This window comes from Roseibium sp. (assembly GCF_965232425.1).
GTDB lineage: Bacteria > Pseudomonadota > Alphaproteobacteria > Rhizobiales > Stappiaceae > Roseibium.
Genome location: NZ_OZ246971.1, coordinates 1,615,318 through 1,634,571, shown reverse-complemented (window position 1 = coordinate 1,634,571; position 19,254 = coordinate 1,615,318). Strand labels below are relative to the sequence as shown.

At 60.7% G+C, this 19,254-nt stretch carries 18 protein-coding genes; 4 read left to right on the top strand and 14 right to left on the bottom strand.

The genetic code is table 11. From position 1 onward, the window contains the following. Positions 1-17: 17 nt before the first annotated feature. The gene (locus ACO08A_RS07420) at positions 18-1,097 is read left to right on the top strand and encodes a hypothetical protein (RefSeq protein WP_422040519.1); all 1,080 of its coding nucleotides are present in this window, start codon (positions 18-20) and stop codon (positions 1,095-1,097) included. Here ACO08A_RS07420 and ACO08A_RS07415 read toward each other — a convergent pair. Further along, entirely contained in the window at positions 1,087-1,878 is a 792-nt protein-coding gene (locus ACO08A_RS07415; protein ID WP_422040518.1) for a class I SAM-dependent methyltransferase, read from the bottom strand. The genes ACO08A_RS07420 and ACO08A_RS07415 overlap by 11 nt on opposite strands. Positions 1,879-1,885: 7 nt before the next feature. Continuing rightward, positions 1,886-2,551, bottom strand: a complete 666-nt coding sequence (locus ACO08A_RS07410; protein WP_422040517.1) for a phytanoyl-CoA dioxygenase family protein — start codon at positions 2,549-2,551, stop codon at positions 1,886-1,888. A gap of 264 nt (positions 2,552-2,815) precedes the next feature. On the opposite strand from ACO08A_RS07410, the gene ACO08A_RS07405 reads away from it, so the two are divergent. Further along, on the top strand, positions 2,816-4,240 hold the full coding sequence (locus ACO08A_RS07405; protein WP_422040516.1) for a hypothetical protein: 1,425 nt from the start codon (positions 2,816-2,818) through the stop codon (positions 4,238-4,240). Positions 4,241-4,434: 194 nt separating this feature from the next. Here ACO08A_RS07405 and ACO08A_RS07400 read toward each other — a convergent pair whose 3' ends face one another. The 12 genes from ACO08A_RS07400 to ACO08A_RS07345 form a co-directional block, all read right to left on the bottom strand. Further along, positions 4,435-5,826 carry an amidase gene (locus ACO08A_RS07400; protein WP_422040515.1) on the bottom strand — a complete coding sequence of 464 codons (1,392 nt, stop codon included), beginning with the start codon at positions 5,824-5,826 and terminating at the stop codon, positions 4,435-4,437. A 75-nt stretch (positions 5,827-5,901) separates the two neighbouring features. After that, positions 5,902-7,212: a sensor histidine kinase gene (locus tag ACO08A_RS07395; protein ID WP_422040514.1), complete on the bottom strand. Its 1,311-nt coding sequence runs from the start codon at positions 7,210-7,212 to the stop codon at positions 5,902-5,904. Positions 7,213-7,216: 4 nt separating this feature from the next. Continuing rightward, positions 7,217-7,903 carry a response regulator gene (locus tag ACO08A_RS07390; RefSeq protein ID WP_422040513.1) on the bottom strand — a complete coding sequence of 229 codons (687 nt, stop codon included), beginning with the start codon at positions 7,901-7,903 and terminating at the stop codon, positions 7,217-7,219. Between the two features lie 22 nt (positions 7,904-7,925). Beyond that, positions 7,926-8,549, bottom strand: coding sequence for a Spy/CpxP family protein refolding chaperone (locus ACO08A_RS07385; protein ID WP_422040512.1), 624 nt, complete (start codon positions 8,547-8,549; stop codon positions 7,926-7,928). A 52-nt stretch (positions 8,550-8,601) separates the two neighbouring features. Then, positions 8,602-8,994 (bottom strand): hypothetical protein, encoded by a 393-nt coding sequence (locus tag ACO08A_RS07380; protein ID WP_422040511.1) that lies wholly within the window; start codon positions 8,992-8,994, stop codon positions 8,602-8,604. Positions 8,995-9,274: 280 nt separating this feature from the next. Then, a complete protein-coding gene (locus tag ACO08A_RS07375) occupies positions 9,275-9,571 on the bottom strand; it encodes a hypothetical protein (RefSeq protein ID WP_422040510.1) in 297 nt (98 codons plus the stop codon). A gap of 105 nt (positions 9,572-9,676) precedes the next feature. Then, positions 9,677-11,290: an MFS transporter gene (locus ACO08A_RS07370; protein WP_422040509.1), complete on the bottom strand. Its 1,614-nt coding sequence runs from the start codon at positions 11,288-11,290 to the stop codon at positions 9,677-9,679. A gap of 68 nt (positions 11,291-11,358) precedes the next feature. Continuing rightward, a complete protein-coding gene (locus ACO08A_RS07365) occupies positions 11,359-12,204 on the bottom strand; it encodes an efflux RND transporter periplasmic adaptor subunit (RefSeq protein WP_422040508.1) in 846 nt (281 codons plus the stop codon). Between the two features lie 14 nt (positions 12,205-12,218). Then, on the bottom strand, positions 12,219-12,491 hold the full coding sequence (locus ACO08A_RS07360; RefSeq protein ID WP_422040507.1) for a DUF1427 family protein: 273 nt from the start codon (positions 12,489-12,491) through the stop codon (positions 12,219-12,221). Positions 12,492-12,508: 17 nt separating this feature from the next. Further along, the gene (locus ACO08A_RS07355) at positions 12,509-14,233 is read right to left on the bottom strand and encodes an amidohydrolase (RefSeq protein ID WP_422040506.1); all 1,725 of its coding nucleotides are present in this window, start codon (positions 14,231-14,233) and stop codon (positions 12,509-12,511) included. Between the two features lie 71 nt (positions 14,234-14,304). Further along, positions 14,305-16,101, bottom strand: coding sequence for an amidohydrolase (locus ACO08A_RS07350; RefSeq protein WP_422040505.1), 1,797 nt, complete (start codon positions 16,099-16,101; stop codon positions 14,305-14,307). Between the two features lie 108 nt (positions 16,102-16,209). Continuing rightward, positions 16,210-16,908 (bottom strand): hydrolase, encoded by a 699-nt coding sequence (locus ACO08A_RS07345; RefSeq protein ID WP_422040504.1) that lies wholly within the window; start codon positions 16,906-16,908, stop codon positions 16,210-16,212. Between the two features lie 161 nt (positions 16,909-17,069). Here ACO08A_RS07345 and ACO08A_RS07340 point away from each other — a divergent pair, with 161 nt between their 5' ends. Further along, positions 17,070-17,963 (top strand): helix-turn-helix domain-containing protein, encoded by an 894-nt coding sequence (locus tag ACO08A_RS07340; RefSeq protein ID WP_422040503.1) that lies wholly within the window; start codon positions 17,070-17,072, stop codon positions 17,961-17,963. 60 nt (positions 17,964-18,023) lie between these two features. Then, positions 18,024-19,244 (top strand): mannonate dehydratase, encoded by a 1,221-nt coding sequence (uxuA, locus tag ACO08A_RS07335; protein WP_422040502.1) that lies wholly within the window; start codon positions 18,024-18,026, stop codon positions 19,242-19,244. The last annotated feature ends 10 nt before the right edge of the window (positions 19,245-19,254 follow it).

Here is a 19,254-nt window from a genome sequence, read left to right as displayed (position 1 = left end):
TTAAGGAGACTTGAACAATGATTCCCAGTTTGCGTCATACCAGAATTTCAAAACACGCCGCGGAATTTGCGGGTCAGACCGCGAAATCGGTGGCCAAACACGCCACCCGGCAAGCCGACAATGTTTCGAATGCCGCAAGGAAAGTATCCGATATAGCAACGGGTGTTGCCCAGAAGACATCCGGTGCCGCACAAAAAACCGCGAACCATGCTGCCGGGGTCGGGGCGAAAGCAGCGAAAACGGTAGGGCAGAGCGCCACGCATACTGCAAAGGTGCTGAACGAAGGCGTCGGCAATGCCGCCGGCAATCTTGCGAAAATCGGCAACGCCGGCGCGAGCACGGCCCAGGCACAGGCCACGATGATGGTCGAACAGATGTATTCCATCGCATCCGGCTCATCGGGAGGCAGTGGCGCGGCGCCGACCGCATCCTTCACCTCCGCCGATCAGGCGGCCGTGATCGACGCGATCAAGCCAGCGGTCAAGCAGGCTGTCGACATGTGGAAGCTCAGCGCGCATTTCTCCGGCCTGAACATCATGGCGGTCAGCGCGATCGGCGCACCGGGCTGCCTCGACGGTCCGGAACTTGAATCCCATATCCGCATCCATCCGAAGGTCCAGTCGCTGTCCGGTCTGGCACGGGACATGGCCAACGGGATCGCCGAAGGCTTCTCCGACAATTTTTTCCTGTGGCAAAACAGGGTCACCGTCCCCGGCTTGCCGTGGTATCCGGCCTTTGCCGCTTGGCCGGGACCCAATGCGCCCCCGACGCCGAATGTTCCAATGCCACTTATCAGTTGCGTATCCGCCCGGGCCTCAAAGATCATCGTGCACTCGGAAATCGCCGATGCGATTACCCAGGCACTCCCTGCTCCCTTGAGCGGGGAAACGGCCTTCATCAACCGCGTAGCCACCGGACTGGCGCTCGGAGCCTCGACCTGGCTCGGCGCCGCGCAGGTCATGAACGTCCTCGGCTACGGTCCGGTGCCCACCTTTGCGCCTCCCTACGTACCGGTTGGTCCGGTGGTCGGGGGCACGAATGTTCCCGCGCCGGGACACTTGATGGCGGCTCCGTCATTGAACCCGATCATCGTGTAGCTTCGGTGCCGACGCAAAGCGCCCACCGCTCCCAGCGCCAGGAAGCCATGTCCAGATCCTCCGCTATCCGGGCAAGAAGCGCCGGCCGGTCTTCCGGCCGGGTCTGCCCAAGCAGCGTTTCGTTCACCGGGGGCAGTGCCATCCAGTCGAGATAGGCCTGCTGCGTCAGTCTGAGCCTCGTATCCGACCGCGCCATGGAGAAGCCGTTTTCCCGGAATGCCTGCGTCAGGCGCGTGTTGCTGAGGGGTGGCAGCGCGGCGTCGGGCGGCTTGCCGAGGTTAAGCGCAGCCAGCGCGGAAGGCAGGGCGGTGAGATGAGGGTCGATGCCGCCACCCGGTTCATCGGCTTCGCCCAGATAGGCGGCGGGAAGCGAGACGGCGAGGATGCCTCCTGGCGCCACAAGGTTCGACATCCCGCCGATCACCTCGCTGACCGGGCCGAGCGCCCAGATTGCGGCGCCGCAGATCACCCGGTCGAACTGCTGCCCTTCAGGCGGCGCGGAGCGCCAGGCGATCCGTAGGCCCCGTGTGCGGCGTTCGCCTTCCTGCCGCATGGCACCGGATGCCTCTACGGACACGACCACGTCGGTTTCTCCCAGCCGTTCCAGGCAGGCCAGAGCGGTGCAGCCGATCCCCGCGGCGACATCCAGAACCCGGTGCCCGGGCCCGATTGCCGCGGCCTCGACCAGCGCCCTTGCAGCAAGCCGGTAGCGGTCATGACGGTCGGTGAAAAGCCGGTAGCGTTCCGCGGTCACAGCATGGTTCCAGAGGAAAAGGCTCATCCGGGTGTCACCGTCGATCCGGGGCAAAGCGAAGGTCTATCGACAACCGCGGCAGGTCGGCGCTGCGATTGGGCAGGCTCCTGTGAGGGGTCAGGCCCGAAAACAGCAGAACATCGCCCGGGGCGCAGGGAACGCTACGCCATTTAAACGGAATGTCTCCGCTCAGTCCGGTTTCGTCGTGAGGCTGGAGTTTGGTTTCCCGCTCGGCGACCTGAAGGGCCCCAAGCCGCCGCGGGCAATTGACGAGCGGGACCCAGGCAATCCACAAACCTGGCGCTTGGCAGTACCAGGCATCCTGGTGCGCTGCCGTGCCACACGGTTCACCGGGAAAGGTTATCCGGCAGACATCGGCCTGCAGCGGCTTCAGACGCTGGCCGCAGGTACGATCGAGCGCGTCTTGCAGGTCCGGGTCCGAGCGCAGGTCAGCGACGTCCCGAAGCGCCAGCACATCGGCGAGAAAGGCGACATAGTCGGGATCGTCGATCTCCAGCCTCCTGCCACGCATGCGCGGTGCGGCCTGCCCATCCGCGTCGAGCCAGCCGCGAGCCCGTGCCGCGTCCCGCACCCGCGCCGCAAGCGACCTTACAAGATCCCGGTCAAGCACACGCCGCAACAGGCGCGGGCGTTTGCGATCCGCTCCGGGGTCTGTTTCGATTGTCCGTGCCAGGGTCATCTGTTCACCTGTTCAGACTAGTCGCGGTGTCTTCCGAGGTCGACAATAACGTCGTGTTGCCTTTTCAGGCGATCAATGCGGATCCAACAATTATCGCGCGTTTCCAATCAGCAAACAAACTATCCTTTCTGATCGAGAAGGGAATCGAAAAGGTTAAACCTGATGTTATTTTGAGTTAACACTCGCGGCAAACTTGAAAAATCTCTCCCTATCCCTCTTAATTGCATTGCGTGATTGTGACTTAACGATCAATGGGGGAGCGCAATGACTGAGACAGTTGTCGAAGACGTCGAGGAGCAAGGTCCGCGAAGGAAGACGCCGAATGCAGGCCCGATTTCAAATCTCATAATAGGCCTTTGGCTGGTGTTGCTTTATGTCGTGACAATAGCTGTTTCGATATTAATGTTAAGTAGTTATCAAATACAATCGCGAATGCAGTATGTAAATATTAGTGATACGCGATTGTCAATCTGGCGCCTGATTGAATTATCTAACGTGTATTCAGTAGATAAAAGTATACTAGAAAGCAGATTGTTTGAACTTGATCAAATGCAAAGTAAACTTGATGGGATAGTCGCAAGAAGAAAACAATTTGATCAAGAGTATACCGAAATATTCGACCCGTTTTACGTTGATGTTAGGGATTTTAAGACAGATATTGAAACAAGTTATCAAGGGTTTGTCTTCAGGGATCTGGAAAAGCATAAAAATAGCGTTAAGGTGATTTATACTGATCTGTCCAATCAGCTAAGAGATCTCGAGCTTTCCGAAGTCCATAAGTCTGAATTGCAGGAACTGGAAAAACGTCAGAAACGTGGTGATGATGTTTTTAGAAATCTCGTCAGTGCCAAGAAAAATGAGTTCAAAACTGAAGCTGGTGTTAAAAAATTCAGGGAAAAAAACAAGGAATACGCGAATAAAATAAGAGACGGTGTTTTCACAACAATAAGCCTGATACACCCATACAATAAATTAGATGAAAACGAAAAAGTTCTGCTTCAAGATGCAGTATCTGAATTTTCTTCATTGAAGGATATTTTGTGGAGGTTGCCTTACAGGCTTTCGATAATGCCGAGTGAAATACTTGTGCTTTTTTTGGTTCTTGCCATGGGAGTTTTGGGGAGCACGATCTTCATAACGCAACTCTATTTTCAGAAAGAAAAATATGAAGTTCGGTATCATGAGAACTTGAACGTAGCTTTCTTTTTCTCCAGACCATGGTTCGGGGCAATCACCGCGCTGTCGATCTATGTTTTGGCAAATGCAGGTGTTCTATTTTTAACAGATCCTTCCGCGCAATCGGGCAGAGCCACGTTAAGCCCGTTCTTTATTTCTTTCATAGCGATCATATCGGGGCTGTTTTCAGAGCAAGCGATACAAGCGATAAAGTCAGCAGCCAACAATTGGTTTAAGCAACAGGAACTGGCTGATGACCGTTGGGGTGTAGGATTAAGCTCAATCTTGAAAGAAAAAGGCAAAGAAGCGTCACAACTTGCTGAACTGACCGGTGTTCCGCTCGCGAGTGTTCAAAGCTGGATTGCGGAGAAAAAGCCGGTCCCACCCCATATGCAAGAGACCCTGAGCATATGGTTAGAGGTTCCAGTTCGCCAGCTTTTCACGGACATTCCACCGAATGAAACAGTGAGTAATCACAAGTCAACCGATGAAAAAATAGATGAGCCGCAATAGTCCTTTGCCGTTTCCTTGGCTTAATCTGCAGGCTTCTGAACGCTCCTGGTGCGACACGATAAGCGCATGAGTAGCCAAGGTTTCTCGTGGTTTTCGAAACTCTGTTTGATCGAGTGCCATTCGACGCGACATGCAGCGTTGCGCGCAGCAACGTGCATTGCTCTTCCGGGTGCTGAAACGACAATTTAAATGTGTTACATCCCCTCAATCGCCGCCATGAACGACAGCACTTTTGCGTCCTGACCGCGCGCGCCGATGATTTGCAGGCCGACGGGCAGACCGGCTTCGGTCTTGCCGCAAGGAACAACACCTGCGGGCTGCTGCGTCAGGTTGATCGGGAAGCTGAAGCTCGCCCATTCCGTCCAGCGCTGCAGGCCGGACCCGGCCGGGACTTCCAGTCCGGCCTCGAAAGCCGGAACCGTGACGGCGGGCGACAGGATGAAGTCAAGATCTGCAAGCGCCATGTCCATCCGTGCACCGAACTCGGCACGCTCGACCTGCGCGGCGACCAGGGTCTTTGCGTCATAGGCGGCGCCCGTTCCGGCAATCTCCCGAAGACCCGGATCGATCTTTTCGCGCTCTGCGGGTCCGTACGGGGCCAGACGCGCGGCAGCGCCCGAAAACCAGTGTTTGTGGAACGTTTCGAGCAGGTCGTCTGCGGGAAGGTCGAAAGTCTCAATGACAGCGCCTGCCGCCTCCAGCCGTCGCATCTGGGCATCGACAAGCGCGGCGACTTCGGCGTCAACCTTGCCGGCTGGTGGAACCGTCCAGTAGCCAATGCGGCTGCCCGTGATGGCAGTGGCCGGATCCTCAAGCGGGGCGAGTTGACCTTCACCCTGGTTCCAGTCGCGCCGGTCCCGTCCGCTCATCGCTTTCAGCATGGCGGCCGTATCGCGCGCATTGCGGCACATCGGACCGATATGGGCTACGGTTCCGAAGGGGCTCGCCGGATAGGCGGGCACGCGCGAGAAAGTCGGCTTGAGACCGGTGATGCCGCAGAAGGAGGACGGGATGCGGATCGATCCGCCACCATCCGTGCCCAGGTGAAAGACGCCGGCGCCGAGCGCTGCGGCAATGGCGGCGCCTCCGGAAGAGCCGCCGGGGGTCATGGCCGGATTGTGCGGATTGCGTGTGATCCCGAAGGCCTTGCTGTCCGTGACCGCCTTCCAGCCGAATTCGGGCGTCGTTGTCTGCCCGAGAAAGACGACGCCGGCCGCGCGCATCAGCTGTACGCTCGGCGCATCTTCCGACTGGGGCGCATCGCTGGTGACAAGACTGCCGAAGCGGGTGGGCCAGCCTTTCACCCAGACGATATCCTTGAGGGTCGCCGGGATGCCGTCGACCGCAGACAAGGGAGCTCCCTCAACCCATCGGGCCTCTGATGCCCTCGCGGCCTCTAGCGCACCCTCGTGATCCAGGAACGTGAAGGCGTTGAAAACCGGATCGATCTCTTCGGCCTGCGCAAGGCACGCCTTTGTCACGTCAAAGGGAGAAAACGTGCCCGCGCGATAGCCGCTCGCGAGTTCGTCTGCGCTCATCCGGCAAAGCGGGTCCGCCTGATCCAAACTGTGAAACCCGTCGCTCATCCGCCATCACCTTCGCTGTTCGATTCACGACGATGGTAGTCCTTTTCAGGGCTCTGGAAAGCCTAAATTCGCGGCTCAGGTGTCGCGGGGCGGTGGTGTCAGGGGCAGGCTGACCCGGATGCTCGAAGTCCCGTTCGATCCGGCAGCGACGAAAGCGGTTCCGCCATGGACTTCCGCGATCTTGCGCACCAGCGGCAGGCCCAGTCCGTAGCCGTCGACGTTCTGCTTGCCCGGTGCACGGTAAAACGGCTGGAACACGTTTTCCCGGTCGGCCTCGGAAATTCCGTCACCGCTGTCATGGACGTCAATCCGTGCGGTGTTTCCGTAAACGGACAGGGCAACGGTCACTGGTGGCGCGCCGTGTTTGAAGGCATTTTCGAGCAGGTTCCCCAGCATGCGGTGCAGGAGACGCGGATCTCCGGCGATCTCCGGAACGCGTCCCGAATACTGGCAGTTGTCGTAGCGGGCACATTCCTCGGCAACGAGCGCGAGGAGATCGACGGGTTCGGGTGTGCCCGTCGGCATGTCGCCATCGAGGCGGCTCATGACCAGGATCTCGTCGATCAGGGCGTCGAGTTCCTCGATATCGCGCTTCAGGGCGCTTCGGTGTCTTTCGGAGGCCTCCGCCTGATCCATCTCAAGCGCAAGCTTGATGCGCGCAAGTGGCGTGCGCAATTCATGCGAGGCATTGGCGAGCAGAAGCTTGTGTGCGCTGACAAGCTGCTCGATTTTGTCCGCCGCCGAATTGAACTTGCGGGCAAGCTGCGCAACCTCGTCCTGCCCCTGGACGTCGACGCGGGCATTGAGGTCTCCGGAGCCGATCCGGTCGACGCCGTGGCTCAGGGTTTCCAGGCGCTTGGTGAGGCGGCGGGACACCGGATAGACGGCGATCCCGACGCAGACGGCGACAACGGCCAGCAGGAACAACAGGTTCAGGAGAGGTTCGAACGGAGGTGCGTCATGCGCGTCGGCAACCAGCCAGCGGCCATCCGGCAGGGCAAGCGAAAGGACCGGTCCGCCACGCGCCCGAAACCAGCCGGTTTCACCGGCGTGACGGTCCGGTGGCATGTCCGGTTCGCCGTAGACCGCGATGGAACGGCCTTCCTCGTCGAACAGGGCAAGCGCGATGTCGAGTTCGGCGCCGAGGCCCGCAATCGTGCGCTGCTGATCGGCGCGGCTTGCATCGTCAGGCGGAAGCGTCAGGGCGACGAAGCGGCTGACCGTATCCAGGATGTTCCGGTTCAGGCGGTCACGGCCCACGGCCTCCCACAACACGCCGGAAATGATGACCACCAGCACGAGGCTTGCGATCAGCGTGGCATAAATCTGAAGGTAGAGCCTGCGCATCAGACCCGAAGCAAAGAAACGGCGCGGTTTTTTTGCCATCGCGTCAGTCCTGTGCCCGGGCGAAGACATAGCCGGCGCCGCGCACGGTGATCAGCCGGCGCGGTTTGTTCGGATCGTCTTCGATTTCGGCCCGTATCCGTGAGACGTGAACGTCGATCGACCGGTCGAAGGCCGCGAGGCTTTCGCCCTTCAGGAGGTCCATGATCATCTCCCTTGAAAGAACGCGGCCGGCCCTGCTGGCAAGGATCTCCAGCAGCTGGAACTGGTGGGCTGTGAGGTTGCAGGCCCTGCCGTCGATCCGCGCCTCCATCGCCGACCCGTCGATTTCGAGCCGTCCGAACCGGAGGATCTGCCGGTCCGGCTCGACCGGCCCACGCCTCAGGATCGCCTTGAGGCGGGCCAGCAATTCCCTTGGCTCGAAGGGCTTGGGCAGGTAATCGTCTGCGCCGAGTTCCAGCCCGATGATGCGATCCATGGGTTCTCCCTTCGCCGTCAGCATCAGGATCGGTGTCTGGTCGGTCGCCCGCAGGACCCGGCATACCTCCAGCCCGTCGATATCGGGCAGCATGATGTCGAGGAGGATTGCGTCGAAGCGGTTCCGTTTCTGCAGGTCGAGGCCCTGCTGACCTGTCGGCGCGATCGACACGCTGAAACCCGACGCGCCGAGATAGTCCTGGACCATCTCGGCAAGCCGGGCATCGTCTTCAATGAGAAGGATGTGCTGCGTCATCTTTCGGCGGGCCAGGTCCTCGTTAGTGGTGACGGAACCCCGGACGCATAGCACGGAACTCCTTGATGCGCTCGTCAAGTTGGCTGCGCTGTTCCGGTGACAGAACATCCGCGACCTCGATCATCATGCCGGTCAGCGTCTTGCTCACTTCGTCGGCAAGCGCGAGTTTCTCGGCGCGGAGAGCCTCGACCGCGAAACGGTCGACCTCTTGGGCCAGCAGCAACTCGCGAAGCTCTTCCCCAACGCCGGACATGTCCTTGCGCATCGCCTTCAGGTCAAGTGCGACCGGGGTCACGATGTCGACGATTTCATCCACCTGCTCCTGTGTCGCGTCGATCTCGATCGCGACATGACGGACGACCCGCGTGACGCGTTCCTTGATCTCCTCATCGCTCAGCCTGAGCAGCATGCCGGGTCCGCCACGGGCCTTGCGCCAGCCGATATCGTGAATGCCCGGTATGCCGCCAGCTTGAACGGAACCGGCAATTTGGCTGTACAGGGCGGGAGCGGCAGCCGCCTGAGGGGCGCTGTTGACGCTGATTGCCGACCCCGTCAGGATTCCGGTGCTGATCAGGCAGGCCGCGATGAGCCGGCTTGTGCGCGGGGTTGCCGTCTTCAGGCGCAGGTTTTCCAGTTTCCGAAGCATGTCAGGGTCCTTTCGGGTTGGTCGGGGGGTAAAAGGGGTCGCTTGCGCGTGTCTACTTGCGCCTTCCACGAGGCGCGATTTCCTTGAGTGTCTGCATCTGCTGAGGTGTCAGCACCGCTGAAAGTTCGGTCTTAAGCGCGCGCTGATTCTGCATCATTTCAGCGCGCAGTTTGCGCATGACCTGAAACGGCGGCCGTCCCTTTGAAGGGTCGACACCGTGTCTTGCCAGGAGCGCTTTCGTCTCGGCGAAGTGGCTGTCCATGATGGAGATGAAGACGGGGGTCTGTTCGGGTGACAGGCTGAGCTTCGCAGCAAGATCAGCCGGTCTTGGCGGCGCCGGCACTTGCTGCGCATGACTTTGTCCGGCCGTCAGGGCCAAAGCCAGTATGAGTGCGGCGGTCGCTATGCCGGCACGGTGAAGGCGTAGCCTGAGGGTCTCGGTCATGGGGTCGTTTTCCTTGTTGGCACTGCCGGAAAACCCCAAGAGTGGGGACTGGGTGTTTTCCGGCAGTCAGCGGGCGATTGCAGCGTCCCGATACCGTAGGAAATAGACCGCCTCGGTTTCTCGCGTTCTTCGCGAGTGTAAAGAAATGTAAAGCTGGAAAAACGCCGATGGGCGCGACGCCCCGGCCAGCCGGAATCCGGCACCGGCGCCGCAGCTTGAAACCGCGGCGTCTCGCTTCAACAGCGTGCGACCGCGTCCGAAGCGTCCTCGGCGGCGAGCGTCAGGTGATCGTCCAGGTGACGGTCTCGCCGTCCCCCCGATCGTGCACGAAGGACACCTTGTCCCCGTCGACGGTGACCGTCTGCAAATCCTCTGGAAGGTCCTTGCCGTCGAAGAAGATGGACCGGCAATAGTAGGTGTCGCTCCAGGACCAGGTCCCGGTGATGGCTTTCCGGTCGGGGCCGATGCCTTCAACGCCGCCCTGGGGCGTGATGATGACCCAGCTGTCTCCCAGGACCAGCCGCCTGCCGGCCACGTGTTCCAGAAAGTCCTGCCGTGTCGTGATGTCCCTGGCCATTTTCGTCCCCCCGCAAAAAAATGTCTGCTGTTTTTTCGGCGTCTTTGCAGTCCCGGGGCAAGTATAGGCAACGCATCGCTGAAGTCATCTCCGCAAACGGGCCCGTCATGGCGCGGGTGCAAGCAGATGTCTGACCTTCGGGGCGTCGGGGCCTTGATGGAATTTACGCACCTCATCCTGCATGTCCGCATCTGTCCGGGTTACGCGGTCATGCTGGCGCATATGATCCAGCCAGCTTGAAACGATGAAGCTCTCCGTCCAGTGCTCCGCATTTTCCGCGTCCTGAAACAAATTCCAGTCGACAGCTCCGTCACGCCGGCGCTGCGCGGAAAACCTGCGCAACACGGTCACGAAGGCATCGGTGTCGGCCGCTTTCACGTGATAGTCGATCAGGATCATCACTGGCCCTCTGTCCGTGGCAAGTTCGTCTGAAACAATCGGCGCCGGCCAATGTGCCGAGGGCGTCAGGTCAAGCGAGCCGACCGATGTCAGCGGCACCTGGCGCACGAGCGCCAGCATTGCGAGCAGGAAGGTGCCCGCAGCCAGAAGCGCCGCCGGGATCCCCGCGATCGCGGCCACCTGGCCCCAGATGACGCTGCCAAGGCTCATGGAACCGAAGAACACCGTCAGGTAGATCGACAACCCCCGCGCGCGTACCCATTCGGGCAAGGACGCCTGGGCCGAGACATTCAGGCTGGAAAGCACGGCAATCCAGGAGAAACCGGCAAGCAGCGAGACTGCATAGGCGGCGAAGGCCGATGGGACCAGGGCAAAAACCGCCAGCACGAGCGCCGTTCCGATCGTTCCCGCCGCGACCGTGTTGTCGGCTCCCAGGCGCTTGCGGATCTTCGGCAGAAACAGGGCACCGAGCACCGCACCGCTGCCGACACAGCCGAGCAGCATGCCATAAAGACCCGGGCCACCTGCGAGCAGGTCTTTTGCGATCAGCGGCAGCATGGCCCAGTACGCGCTTGCGAACAGGAAGAAAGCGACGGCGCGCAGGAGCGTCGATTTGAGCGCGGGACTGTGCAGCGCGTAACGTACGCCTGTCTGAATGGCGCTGAAAACAGGCTCGGGCGGAAGCTGTTTTTCGGTTTTCGGTTCCGGTTTCCAAAAGACCAGAGCCGCAAGAATGCCGACGAAACTGAGCGCGTTCAGGGCGAAGGGAGACGCCAGGCCAACGGCCGTTATCAGAACGCCGGCGAGCGCCGGGCCGATTGCGCGGCTGATATTGATCCCCATCGAATTGAGGGCGACGGCCGACGACAGGTCCTTCCTGGGAACAAGACTTGGCACAATCGCCTGCCACGCAGGCGCGACAAAGGCGGCCCCGGTTCCGAGCAGGAAGGTGAAGAGCAACAGAAGTTCGACGGTTGCGTGGCCGCTGGCAACGACGATGGCGAAAAGACTGGCGACAACGCCCATCAGCAAATTGACGACCAGCAAGAGCCGCCGCCGGTCGACGATGTCGGCGACAGCACCGGCCACCAGGGCGAACAGGAATACGGGCAGGGTTGTCGCGGCCTGCACGAGCGAGACCATCACCGGGCTGGGAGACAACGTCGTCATGAGCCAGCCCGCCCCGACATCGTGCATCCACGTTCCCACATTGGAGACGACGGTCGCTGTCCACAACATGGCAAAGGGGAGCGACTGAAACGGGGCCCACGCCCCACCTTCCCGGGCGGTCACCGGTTTCTGTTCAACGTTGGTAGACATGGAAACGCTCCGGGCTCGCTAGGTTCTTGCAGTTTTGGTCGGGCAACGGCGGCGACAGGCCGGCGCGCTTAGTCTTGTTGAAGGTCGGCGGTGACGGTCACGGCCATGCCGGGGCGCAGGGTCCGCTCCGGGTTCGGGACCAGGGTAAAGACGGTCAGCGCACCGGCCGCCTCTTCGACGGTTGCGCTTGCAAACGCGGGCGTCAGCCCTTGCGCGACCATTTCGCCGCTTTTCAGCTTGATGGAGAGGGACAGCTTCGGGAACAGGTCCTCAAGTGTCTTCGTACCCGTTGCACGAAGCGTTGCGAGACGCGTCTCATACGGAACCTTGTACGCCACGAGCACCGGATCCAGTTTCACGATCCGGGCAAGCGGAGGACCGGCCTCCGCTTCCAGGAAAGCGCCGAGAGCGGCAGTTGGCCGACTGATGATGCCGGCGATCGGCGCGCGCAGGGTCGCTTTCTCGAGTTCCAGTTCCGCCTGGTTCAATTGCGCCGTTGCAATCAGGCGACGCGCCTCGGCTGCCGCGAGCAGCGCGGTCGCATCGTCCAGGCTCGCTTCGGATGCGACATTGCGCTCCGAAAGGGTTGTCAACCGGGAGGCCCGTTGCCGCGCCGCTGCCAGCTGCGCATCTGCGGCTTTCAACTGCGCTTCGGCCATCTGCACATCGATGTCGAGTGCGCGCGTGTCCTGCCGCATCAATGCCTGTCCTTCGCTGACCAGTTCGCCTCCCTGAAACAGGATTTCGGTGAGTTGACCATCGGTTCCTGCGGACAGAACGGCGGTTTCACGCACCTCGACGGTCCCCTCGAACACAAGATCTCCAGCCAGCGAAGGAGACGCCGAAAGGAGAACGCAAAGGAAAGCCAGAACGCCGAAGGGTCTGGTTTTGTGGTGCAAAGGTTTGTTGGTCATGTCTCTTGCCTTGCTCAGCTGCGCTCGCGCGCGGGCATGTCGCGCGTGTCGCCCGCGGTCCCGGACTCTGCCGTCGCGAAGGACTTGCCGTTAAGGCAGTGCGCGGCAGCTTCCTGAACCGTGACTTTCGATTTCGCCCAGGAGACAGCGGTTTCCCCGACCAGCATGCCAAGAAGACCGAGCAGCGCGATCACCGGCGGTGCGGGCGAACGGGTTCCAAGAAGTGCGTAGAGCACGCCAACACCGAGGCCGATGCCCAGGGAAACAAGATAGGGTGTGTAGTTCATGTTTGTCTCGTGAAGGCTCAAGCGAAGCTCAGGGTGTTTGCCGGAGCGCCGGGGGCACCGAAGAACGGTACGGGCGACCAGTCCGGCAATTCAGCCAGCGGCGGTGGTGCATACTCGGATAGCGTGCCCTTGGCGTGGACAATCTTTCCACCCGACAGTGTCAGATCTGAGGTGATCTCGGCAATATCACTTTCCTCTACGGCAAAGTAATCCCGGTCGAGCACGGCAAGATCGGCAAGCTGACCGGCCGTGATCTGACCCTTGATTCCGTCTTCGCGGCTGAACCAGGCACCGGCTGCGGTCCAGTGGCGCAAGGCGTCCTCGCGGCTCAACCGGTTTTCTGCCGCCCAGATGATGTCGCCACCGCGTCCCTTGCCCGAGACCGCCCAGTGAATGGCGAGCCAGGGGTTGTAGGACGACACGCGCGTGGCGTCGGTTCCTGCGGCAAGTGGTACGCCTGAGGCCATCATCTTGCGGACCGGCATGACGTCCCTCAATGCCTGCGCGCCGTAGCGCTCGCGATAGGCCGTCGCCTGGAAGGCAATGCGGTTCTGGTAGGAGATACCACCGCCCAGGCGGGCGACCCACTCCATGGTTTTTTCCGAGATTGTCTCACCGTGGTCGAAGATCCAGTTGAGTTCCTCTAGCCCCCTGTCGCGGCCAACTTCCTCGAGAACCGTGAGCAGACGATGCGCGCTTTCTTCATAGGTGCAGTGGAAGCGGATCGGCCACCGGTTCTCCAGGAGGAACTCCAGAACCGGCCTGAGATCACCCTCCATGCGCTTTGGCAATTCGGGGCGCGGATAGGAGAAGTCCTCGAAATCATAGGCCGATGCGACCAGCATCTCACCGGCGCCGACACACTTGAGATAGGAGTTGCCCTGATCCGGCTTCACCATGTCATGCCAGCGCTTGAAGTCGTCGAGTTCGAAATGCGGCCGCTGTGCGAACAGTTGATAGCCGATGCGCACGGTCTGTTCGCCCCGCCGGTTCAACTCGGTGATGACACCGTAGTCGTCCGGGTAGTTCAGGAAACCGCCGGCACAATCGAGCGCCGAGGTCAGGCCAAGCCCGTTCAAGGCTCTGAAATAGTGTTTCGTCGACAGGATCTGTTGCTCGAAATCGAGCTTCGGGGCCATATCGAGAAGCGCGTAAAGCGGCTGTGCGTTTGGTCGCGCGAGGGCAAGTCCGGTCGGGTTGCCGTTGTCGTCGCGCTCAAGCCGGCCCGAGACGAACGGCTCGTAATAATGACTGTCGATGCCGAGCGCGCGCAGAGCCGCCTTGTTGAGCCAGGCGCGGTCATAGAGATGCAGCACATAGACGGGCACATCGGGAGCCACCGCATTGATCTCGCCGATGGTCGGCAAACGCCGCTCGGCGAACTGGTCGGCGGACCAGCCGCCGACGACGCGGATCCATTGCCCGGCCGGTGTCCGCTGAGCCTGGGCTTTCAGCATCGCAAGACCGTCGGAAAGCGAAGCGACGCTGTCCCATCTGAGTTCCATGGCAAAATTGTTGCCCTGCCGGATGATGTGGGTATGGCTGTCGATCAGGCCGGGAATGACCCTCTTGCCCTCAATATCGATCACGGTCGTGTCGCTGCCCTTGAGCCGCATGATGTCGTGCTCGGAACCAACGTCCAGAACCGTTTCGCCTGCGACGGCAACAGCCTCGGCGACCCGGTCCTGCGCGTCGAAGGTCGTGATTTTTCCATTGATCAGGATCAGGTCTGCTTCGGTCATGAGAACTCTCTGGAAAAGGGAACAGGGGTCTTCGGGAGACCGGAGTCTTGACCGGGTCTCCCGATGGATCCTTAAAGCGAGCGGGTGTCGCCGAAGGTGATTACCGGCGACCAGTCCGGGCTGACCGGCGGCACGTGCCGCAGGTCGTGATGCGCCAGATCGTCCTTGGCGAACACGACCTTGCCGTCGACGGCAGTCAGGGCCGAGGTGATGCGCGCGATCTCCGCGTCGGTCACGGCGAAATAGTCGCGGTCGAGGATCGCAAAATCTGCCAGCTGGCCCTCGGTGATCGCGCCCTTGCGGCCGCCGTCCCCGGTGAACCAGGAAGAGCCGACGGTCCAGACACGCAGTGCTTCCTCGCGTGTGAGCAGGTTGGCGTCGTCATACATCCGCATGCCGCCGCGCGACAGACCCGTCGCCATCCACTGGATCGAGTACCAGGGGTTATACGAGGTCACCCGGGTCGCGTCGGTGCCACCGCCCATCGGCACGCCCAGATCCATGATGAACCGGAAGTTGGGTGTCTTCTTCAGTTTCTCCGGACCGTAGTTGCGCACGAAATCCTCGGCCTGGAACTGGAGACGGTTCTGCAGCGCGATCCCGCCGCCGAGTTCCGCGATCCTTTCAAGGTTCCTTTCCGAGAACGTCTCGACATGGTCGATGAACCAGCCGTCGACAAGCCCGGCACCCCTAGCCACGTCTTCATAGACCTTGAGCAGGCGGTCGCCAGTCTCGTCATAGGTGATGTGCTGACGGAACGCCCAGCCTTTTTCTCCCAGCAGGGTCATGATCTTGTGCTGGATTTCCTCCGCATCCCGGTCGATTTCCGGACGCGGATCCCCAAAGATCTCGTAGTCGTAGGAGGCCCAGGTCAGGTTTTCACCCGCACCCACGAGTTTCAGCGTGTCGTCGCCGGTTCCCGGAGTGAAGCGGGAGGTCCAGTCCGTGTAGTCGTCGAACTCGCGCCCCTTGACCTGCGGGAAGGTGTGATAGCCGATACGCGTGGTCAGCAGGCCTTCACGGTGCATGTGGTTGATGACCTTGTAGGGGTCGGCATCCGGGAATTCCATGCCGCCGCCGCCGGCATCCGAGACGGACGTGATCCCGAGCGAATTCAGCTCGTCCATGTACTGCATGGAGGAGTTGATCTGGTCACGGATCGACAGTTTCGGGGCCTGGCTGAGGGTCTTGTACATCAAGAGCCCGGACGGTGCGGCGAGCAGCCGTCCCGTGGAGGCACCGGTCTCGTCCTTTTCGATAATGCCGCCCGGATAGGTCGGATGATCGGCCTGATCGTAGTTGAAATACGAGATCGCGCGGCTGTTGAGCAGCGTCATCTTGTAAAGGTAGTGGATCAGGACCGGGTGGTTTGGCGCAACGCTGTCGAGCTCTTCGATGGTCGGCAGGCGCTTTTCCTTGAACTGGAATTCCGAAAAGCCGCCCGCGACGCGGATGAACTGGCCTTCCGGCGTCCGGTCCGCCTGCAGGCGCAGAAGGTGAAGCGCTTCTTCGAGGCTGTCCGCCGCATCCCAGCGAACCTCGAGATTGTAGTTCACGCCACCGCGGATCGAGTGCGTGTGACTGTCGATCAGGCCGGGGATGATGCGTTTCTTGTTGGCGCGGATAACCTGCGTGAACGGCCCGATCAGCGGTGCAACGTCGGCTTCGTCGCCGATCGCGATGAACCGGCCGTTGCGCGAAGCAAGCGCTGTGGCTTCCGGACGTGCCGGATCCATGGTGGTAATGCGTCCGTCGAGAACGACCAGGTCCGCGAATGTGTCCGAGGTCTGCGCGAAGGCCGGGAACAGGGAACTGGAGGCCAGAAGCGCGGACGCGCCCTGGAGAAACTGACGGCGGTGTAGAGGCATGACGTGTCTCCTGCCGCTTTGCAGCGGCCATGTATTTGTGCGGTCGATGGGATGAACCCTGCCAGCGCCGGTCGGCCTGGCGCTGGCAATCGGTCGCGGGTTCGTAAGTTATTCAGCTGCGACGGCGGGTGCCGCCGGCACCGGATCGAGGCGATCGCCATGAGCGACACGCTCGGGCGCCTTGTGCACCATGGTGTAGGCGTAGTCGACGCCCATGCCGTAGGCACCGGAGTGCTCCTTGACGACATCAAGAACCGGATCGTAGGTCTCCTTGCGGGCCCAGTCGCGCTGAAGTTCGAGGAGGACCTGCTGCCAGGTCACCGGCACGACACCCGCCTGGATCATGCGCTGCATGGCCATGTCATGGGCGTTCTGGGAGGTGCCGCCGGAGGCGTCTTCGACCATGTAGATCTCGTAGCCACCCTCGCGGATCGCATCGAGTGAGAACATGAGGTTACAGACTTCGGTCCAAAGACCCGACACGATCACCTTCTTGCGGCCGTTTTTAGCCAGCGCGTCACGGACTTTCTGGTCGTCCCAGGAGTTCATCGAGGTGCGCTCAAGCAGCGGTGCATCGGGGAAGACAGCCAGAAGCTCCGGATAGGTGTGGCCGGAAAAGCCGTCGGTCTCAACGGTGGTGATCGTAACGGGCAAATTGAAAACCCTGGCGGACTTGGCAAGCGCCACGGCATTGTTCTTCAGGGTCTGGCGGTCGATGGACTGAACGCCGAAGGCCATCTGCGGTTGGTGATCGATAAAGATCAGCTGGGCGTTTTGTGGCGTCAGCAATTCGAGTTTGTCAGACATTCCAATCTCCATAACTTCCGGGTCGAACTGGGTTTTTGGTTCGGTCGAGAAGGGAGATAAGTGCTTCCATCTGGAATTATTTCATCTTTCGTGCATATGTTTTACAGGATATTGCGGATTGGAAATCGGTGCGCTTGCAGCGCGTCTATATGGACTGAAGAATGGGTCGTCACGCCTTTGAGAAAGAGCCTGAACACTGCCGGATTTACAGGCAAATTCGTGATGAAGACGCCATTCCGGAACTGTTCGGTATTGAGGATCGCTGGAACATGCCCGTCGTTCGCCACCGGGCAAGCCTTGGTCGGGGAACCCGCTTCGAAGGTGTGGGACACTATATCCTGACCTATCATATCGGCGGTGCGAATGCGCGCCGCCTCGATTTGAATGACGGGTTGTCGATCGCGAGCCAGGGGGCGCTTTCACTGCAGAAACCGGACAGTTCCGGGATCTTCTCGTCGAGTGGTGTCGTCGACTACGCCCATTTCTATTTCAACCAGGGTCTTCTGTGCGAGATAGCGGACGAGTTGGAAGGCGCGCAGGTCGCCGAACCGGAAGACTTTTTCGCCCTCTTTGATGCGGCTGCTGCAAGTGATGCGGCGGCCTATGTGCAACGTGCCGCCAATCCCGAGGATCCGCCGACATCCATCGAGATGGACAGCCGCGCCTATCTGCTCGGCCTTGGTCTGCTTCGCGCTGTGCGCTCTCGTTCCGGGCATGTGGCCAGTCTTAGCCGGGTCAAACCCGGCTGCGCGATGCGGCCCGTGCTCGAATTCATCGAAGACCACATCAGCGACCCGTTGCGCTTGACCGATCTGGCGCGGACGATCGACATGAGCCCGTTCCATTTCACACGGGTTTTCAAGACAGAAATCGGCCTCTCACCCTCGAAATATCTTGCAAGGCGGCGGGTGGAACGGGCGCGGGACCTCATTCAGGAATCGAGCCTGCCACTGGCTGAGGTCGCGTTCCGGACAGGCTTTTCGAGCCAGGCGCACATGACGAACCGCATGAAGGCGGAACTCGGCTCAACGCCGGGTGAATTGCGCAAGGGGTGAACTGCCAAGCATTCAAGAAATGGGTTACACGTTGATCCGACGGTATAGGAGGGAACCGGCTTGCGCGAAACATGGAGATGGTTCGGACCGGCAGATCAGGTCTCGCTGGATGATGTCGCCCAGGCAGGGGCCCGCGGGATCGTGACGGCATTGCATCATGTTTCACCGGGAGACGTCTGGTCGCCGGACGAGATTTCCAGGCGTCAGGCCGCGATCCAGAGCCGGACGGCGCATTTGCCCGAGCCACTGGAATGGGACGTCGTTGAAAGCCTGCCGGTCTCCGAGGACATCAAGAGGCAGACGGGCGATTGGCGGGAACATGTCGCGGCCTACAAGACCAGCCTGACCAATCTCGCAGAGGCCGGTCTCAAGGTAATCTGCTACAATTTCATGCCGCTGCTTGACTGGACCCGGACCGACCTGGCCCATCAGGTCTCCAACCGGGCGACATGCATGCGTTTCGATCTGGTCGACTTTGTCATGTTCGACCTCTTTCTCTTGAAGCGGCAAGGTGCGGCATCCGACTTTCCGGAGGAGGTGGCAGAGGCCGCGCGCAAGCGGTTCGCGGATACGGACGACACCTTCAAGGCCGCGCTTGTCGGCAATGTCATCTGCGGGTTGCCGGGCGGAAACGACCAGCTGACGCTCGATGATATCCGCGCCCATCTTGCGGCCTATGAACCGTTTGATCACGCGGCGCTCTACGCGCACCAGGCGGCGTTTCTCGAACTTGTCGTGCCGCATGCAGAAGCGCTTGGCTTGCGTCTCTGCTGCCATCCGGACGATCCGCCCTATAGTCTCCTGGGACTGCCTCGGATCATGTCAACGGAAGAGAACTATGAGCGTCTGGTGAGGTCGGTTGATTTGCCGGCAAACGGTATCACCCTGTGCTCCGGATCGCTCGGTGCCCGGGCCGACAACGATCTTCCCGGCATGATGCGGCGCCTCGGCGCGCATGTTCATTTCCTGCATCTGCGCAACGTTAAGCGGGAACATGAAACAATGTTCGGGTCTTTCCATGAATCGGAACATCTCGGCGGCGACGTCGACATTCCGGCCTTGATTGCGGCGGTTCTTGCCGAGGAGGAAAACCGCCGCCAGAGCGGCCGTGCGGATCATTCCATCCCTTTCCGACCGGATCACGGGCAGGACATTCTGGACGATCTTTCCCGCCGGGCGCAGCCCGGCTATCCCGCGATAGGACGGCTGAAGGGTCTTGCCGAACTGCGCGGTGTCATTGCCGGACTGGACTATGCATCGCGCAGACAAGCTGCCGGGTGACGCCCGTCGT